General features: G+C 57.7%; 3 protein-coding genes and 1 pseudogene. All 4 read left to right on the top strand.

Annotation, left to right across the window (positions count from 1 at the left end):
- The first annotated feature begins 143 nt into the window (after positions 1-143).
- On the top strand, positions 144-614 hold the full coding sequence (locus tag P3W85_RS03520; protein ID WP_276263748.1) for an XAC2610-related protein: 471 nt from the start codon (positions 144-146) through the stop codon (positions 612-614).
- 407 nt (positions 615-1,021) lie between these two features.
- Positions 1,022-1,156 (top strand): annotated as a pseudogene (locus tag P3W85_RS03515) (PAAR domain-containing protein); the annotation flags it as partial.
- A 625-nt stretch (positions 1,157-1,781) separates the two neighbouring features.
- Positions 1,782-4,250, top strand: coding sequence for a type VI secretion system Vgr family protein (locus tag P3W85_RS03510; protein WP_276263747.1), 2,469 nt, complete (start codon positions 1,782-1,784; stop codon positions 4,248-4,250).
- 3 nt (positions 4,251-4,253) lie between these two features.
- Positions 4,254-5,983, top strand: a 1,730-nt coding sequence (locus P3W85_RS03505) for a hypothetical protein (RefSeq protein WP_276263746.1), incomplete at its 3' end; no start/stop codon positions are given.

The following is a 5,983-nucleotide window of genomic DNA, read 5'->3' as shown; positions in this document are numbered from 1 at the left end:
AAATAATTCTATTAATTTTTTAATCGTTTCTCTGGATGGCATGTCTTGGCGGATGGCGTCGATCGAGGCGCGATGGTGGTTGTTCAACCGCCTGCGCCGAAAAGCAGCGTACAAATAAATATGGCTGCGCCGGAGTGAGCACCATGTCATGGAAATGGATGGCTTTTTGTATTTTGTCAATGGTGTTGTTGGTTGAGTTGACAGCGGCATCGGAGATTACGTGTTTTTCGCCAAATAGTTCAACAGAGGTTTGCATTCGAGTTAATGATGAGGATGTTTCGTACGAAATATTTGAGATGAGCGGAGCGGTTGCAAGTAAGAAAATAGTGTTTCAGAGCGAAGAAAAATTGCATATTGAGGTTTCTGACTACAACTTTGACGGGCAGCTTGATTTTTCAGTGTGGCATATAGATGAGGGGATGGGTGTCTATAAAATATATAGGATTTTTTTGTATTCACCGAAAATAATGGATTTTGTTGATGGGTTTCCGGCTTGTGGGGATGAGTTTATAAATGTGGAAATCGATAAAAGGCGCAAGGCTATTGTTGGAACGTATTTTCGTGAAAATATTCCGGTTTCGTGTTTTACTCAATTGAGGAAATTTATGCCATGAGTATTTTTTTCGCGGAATTTAATTTGGTGATACGCGGGCTTGACATTTTTGAGTTGGATGGACGTGTGATGGAATAATAATGTGATACTTGAATTGGAGAGATGTAAATCGAGTCGGAGGTTGAGCGGAAAATGCTTCATATAGATTTGGGTGCTGAGCCAATAAATTCGATATTGATACCTTTCTCAAGAGAGTTCTCTATATTTTTTCTAGGGAAGGAGATTTCGGAGCGAATTTATGAATAGTGGCTGGTAAGTGACATTGTTTAATCTAAGACGAATACTATGTTTGGAATTGTCCGAGTGGGAGACGAGCTTGAAAGAGGCGGGAAAGTCCTGGCTGGCTCGAAGGACATGAGCTTTATGGGACGTGCAGCGGCCCGCTAGTGCGGGCCGGCGAGATGCGCGCTACACGGTGATACATACATTGCGGAAGGCGCTCCTAATTTCGCCGACAAGGGTGTGCCCGTGGCGCTGCACCTTCATAAATGCGCCTGCGGTTGCCGCGTCATTTCATCGTTGGTCATGGCGAGCAAGGGCTGACGATGCCGATCGACTACGCTCTTGCCGGCCCCGCCGAGTCGCTGCCGGAACCGGTTTGGCGGACGCGAAGGACGTGGAGCACCTGAGGCTAGCCGGTGTTGCGCCAGAAGCAGATTCGGCGGTTGCATCCGGCTTGGCCGATGCGAATCTCTCCGATCTGTCAGAGCACCGGTAGCAATGCCACCTTGACCGAATAGTCGGGGATGCCGGGGTAGTAGCCGAGGCGGGGCTTCGACTTCCGTATAACGAGATGCTTCCAGCCCCCTCAGGCTTGAAGTCGTCCATCGTACGGTGATCCCGATCCACTGGCAGCTCGGAACTGCCGCCGCAGAGTGTGATCTCCACTGCGAGCTTCGCGCCTTGAATTGAAATCAATCGGCGCGGCGTTCGAGCGATGGAAAATCATAAAAAATAACACGCGGTCCCTCAGGCTGTATTCGAGAATTTTCTGCTTTTGAATGCAGAAAATTCTTTATTTGCATGAGCTTGGAAAATGCGACTTTCAACCGTTCTCAGCGCCCGCGAATGCGGGTAAGGTGCAGCGCGTGCAGGCATGTCGTCGAGCGATGCGCCTCCCTTTGCGGCAGGCACAGCCTCTGTCGCGCTGACAACGGAGCGAAAGGCAATGGCGGATTGGATTGATGAGCGGAACGAATACGGCGGTGCGTCGCGCAAGAGGCTCACCGGGCAGCAGTCGTATTTCGTCGAGGTGCCCAGCAGCGCCAGCGCCGCCGGGTTGTCAGTGGTGTCGTTCGAAGCCGTCGAGCGCATGGGCGAGCCCTACACCGTGACGATCCAGCTGACGCACCCGCTGGAACTCGACCGCGCGGATTATCTCAACAAGGACGCCACCTTCGTCATCGATCCCGCCGACGGCACCGCGCCGCGCAGGTTCGCGGGCTGCATTACGTGCTTCAGCAAGACCCGGCAGACGCAGGACTTCTCCGCCTACCAGATCGTGATCGAGCCGCTGGTCGCGCGCCTCAGGCTCACGCACGCCAGCCGCATCTACCAGCACAAGACCGCCCCGCAGATCATCGAGGCCATCTTGCGCCGGCACGGCCTGGCGGGCCATCAGTTCCGCTTCAAGACCCGCCGGAAGTACCCGGAGCATCGTTTCCATTTCCAATACCAGATGTCCGACTGGGACTACATCCGGCTGCTGATGGAGCAGGAAGGCCTCTACAGCTACTTCGAGCCCGGCAAGTTCGGCGAGATGGTGGTGTTCGGCGACGACATCGACCACTATCTCTACCTGCCCGAACTGCGCGTGCCCTACCGGGAAACCGCCGGCCTCGAATCTGGCACGGAAACCGTCTTCGCGATCCAGACCCACGCGCGCACTGTGCCGGCCTCCTATCTCGTCGCCGACTACAACCCGGACCAGTCCTGGGAGCGCTTCAAGGCCGAGGCCAACGTCGCCCGCAAGGACAAGACGACCTACGGCCAGCCCTATGTCTACGGCACTCACCACCTGGACCAGGAGGGCGCCAAATGGGAAGCGCAACTGCGCCACGAGGCGGCGATCGCCTGGCAGGTCATCTACGAGGGCGAGAGCAACGTGCTGGAGCTGCGGCTCGCGCGCATCCTGCGCATGGACCGGACGCTGCCCGATGCGCCCAACGGGCAGGTGATCATCGAAGTCACCCACAGCGGCGGGCGCGATGCGGCCTATCGCAATACCTACAAAGCCATTCCGTCGGACCGGCGCTTCCGCCTGCGGCTGAATGAAGCCAGCTGGCCCAGGATCAACGGCACGCTCAGCGCCCGGATCACCTCGCCGGGCAAGTACAAATATGCCTATCTGACCCAGCACGGCCACTACGTGGTGCGTTTCGACGTGGACTTCGACGAGTGGAGCGCAGGCGGCGAGAGCGTGCCGCTGCGCCTGGCCAAGCCGTTCGCGGGCGCGCTGCAGACGGGCTTCCATTTCCCCTTGATTGATGGCACGGAAGTGGCAATCGCATTCCGCGACGGCAATCCGAACAAGCCATACATCGCCCATGTGCACCACCACAGCCATCACGCCGACCTGATCACCAACCAGGACCGCTGGCTGTCGCGCAATGCCATCGTCACGCAGAGCAACAACATGGTGATGATGGAGGACTGGGAGGGGCAGGAATTCATCCATATCTCCACCGAGTACGGGGGCAAGACCCAGCTGAACATGGGTTACCTCGTCGATGGCAAGCGGCAGAAGCGGGGTGAGGGGTTTGAGTTGCGAACGTCTGGCTGGGGCGTGCTCCGTGGCGGCAAGGGCTTGTTTCTTTCGGCGGATGACCAGCCGCTGGCTGGCGGGCATCAGCTCGATATGCAGGCGGCAGCGGCCCAGCTCGAGAGTGCACTGCGGATAGCGCGTGCCCTGTCAAACTCGGCCAGCGCCGCAAATGCCGGCACAGCGGATACGGATGCACAGAAGCAAGTCACGACAGCGTTGAACGGGCTCACCGAGCCTTCGCTGCTGGCAAGCGCCCCCGCATCCGTCGGCATCGTTGCCGGGCGCGGTGCCCAGATATCGGCCCGTGACAATGTCTCGGTTGTCGCCGAGAAGAATATCGATTTCAGCGCCGTGAAGAAGCTCACCGTCGCGGCTGGCGACATGATTTCTCTGTTCGCCCAGAAGCTGGGCATCAAGCTGTTTGCAGGTAAGGGGAAGGTGGAAATCCAGGCGCAGAGCGATGCCATGTCGCTGGCTGCGGACAAGGACATCGAGGTTTCCAGCGTGAACGGCGCTGTTCGCATCGCGGCGAAGCGTGAACTGATTCTCGAATGCGGCGGTGCCTTTGTACGGCTTGCCGACGGCAATGTCACCATTGGCGGGCCAGGCGACCTGATCCTGAAGGTGATCACCATGCAAAAGCAGGGGGTGGCCAGTCTGCAAGAAGCGATTCAACCCCTTCCCAAGCCTCCCGGCCTGTACGACGAACAGTTCACCCTCAGGGACGAGCACACGGGCGAGGTATTGCCGCACCTGCCTTATCGGATAGAAACCGCAAGCGGCGAGGTGATCGAGGGCGTGACAGATGCCGCCGGCAGGACGATCCGCGTTTTTGCGGACAAGGCGCAGGCCCTCAAGATTTTCAAGGGATAGGACATGGCCGATCGTGAACTGGGAAATGGGGCCGCCAACTCGAGAGATGGCAGCAATGTCGACACCAAGGTGCCGGGGGAACCCCTGGCTTTCCTGCAGCCGGAAACCGGCGACGTCATTATCGTGCCGGGGACCGACGCAAATCTGTTGCGCAGTCACTACAACGGGCTCAGCGAGAAAGTGGCCGATCTGCATTCGGCCAACAAGGCGGTGCAACTGTGCGAGGCGAATCTGCAGGATCTTCAGGCTCAACAGGGCTCTGACACAGACAAGGCCCAGGCGCGTCGCGTACTTGGCTTCGCCATCGAATGGCAGGTAGAGGCACACGGGAAGCTTCGCGAAGTCTATGACAGGCTCGATCCGGTGCCCGACAGCAAAGGGAATGCCGGCGCCGGCCAGACCTCGGGTTCCGCTGCACCTGCAAAGCCGAAGGAGGACAAGCACAGTACGGCGGGTGTCGGCAACAGGCTTGTCGAACTGATCGCGCTCGGGAAAGAGAGTGCAGAGGCGCAGCAGAAGAAAAAGGCCGACGGTCAGGAACTGCAGATCGATGGCCTGACGCTCAAGAAGAAGATGGCCTCATTCAAGAGTGCGACGGAACTCAAGAAGTTTGCGAAATGGCCGAAGACGATGCCGGAGAAGCTCGTCTATGTCGAGTCGGGAAAACTGAAACCGGCGTGGCCGAAAATCAAGGACGCTGAAAAAACAAGATGGTCTGAAGTCTACGCCAAGGGTAGCAACGGCAAGCGCAGCCTGGATAAGGGAAAACTCCGCTCGTACGTGAAGGAACAGATCGCAAATCAGACGACGATCAAGCCAAAGACCCTGTTCGGCGAGGATCTGAAGGGCGGGGCGAGCATCACGCTGGGCCAATGGGCTGACAACTGGAACCAGGAACACCATCTGGAGCGCCGAGGGTCTCTTTCCCACGGCGAGACGAAGCTCGCCGACATTGAGCTCAGCGCGGACGCCCAGTTGATGCGATTCTCCTACGGAGGAAGTCTCAATGGCGATCTGTCGGTGATGGACCGCCGCGTCAGCGTCAAGGCCGAAGGCCACGCGGCGATCGATTTTGCCAAGGCCGAGGCGAATCTCGATCTCTACTTTCCGCGCAAGGAGGGCTGGCTATGGACTGTGCAGGACAGGCAGGGCAAGTCTTATGATCTGATCGCGGCACGTTGCCGAATCACGCTGGAGGTTTCCGGGGTGGTGGGCGCAAGCATTGCTGGCGAGCTGGCCATGAAGGTCCAGGTGTCCCCATTGGACAATAAATCGCCGAGAGTCTCGGGCAAGCCTGGCCGGAAGGGAAAGAAGGCACGCGGCAAGCGGTCGGTCTCGATCAATACCAATGACGAGGCCGACGTTGGCGCGCTCGACGTATCCGTGAGTGCGTTTGCCGGAGCGCGGGCCGACGCAGCGCTGACCGGAGCGCTGGAATGGCGGGATCCGGAGAGTCTCGACAAGGCGTTCGTCAGCATCGCCGATATCGCCCCGTCCGCGGGGGGGATGGCGGGTATTGGTGCCGGGGCGAAGTTCAAGATTGAATATATTGATGGCACATTTCGCTTCACAGCCCATGCCAGCCTTTGTGTCGGGCTGGGTGCGGAGGGCGGTATTGAATTCGAAGTCGGCGTGAAGCAGATGGCGCTATTCTTTCGCTGTTTGTTCTACAACCTAGCATATTGGCAGTTTAAGAATCTGGAGATCATTTCTGATGATGCATTCAATGCGCT

The organism is Cupriavidus basilensis, assembly GCF_029335485.1.
Classification (GTDB): Bacteria; Pseudomonadota; Gammaproteobacteria; order Burkholderiales; family Burkholderiaceae; genus Cupriavidus; species Cupriavidus basilensis_E.
This window is presented reverse-complemented; position numbering and strand designations above follow the sequence as displayed.

Coding starts and splice junctions, on each gene's coding strand:
- P3W85_RS03520 (WP_276263748.1), top strand. CDS start 144: ATGTCATGGAAATGGATGGCTTTTTGTATTTTGTCAATGGTGTTGTTG.
- P3W85_RS03510 (WP_276263747.1), top strand. CDS start 1,782: ATGGCGGATTGGATTGATGAGCGGAACGAATACGGCGGTGCGTCGCGC.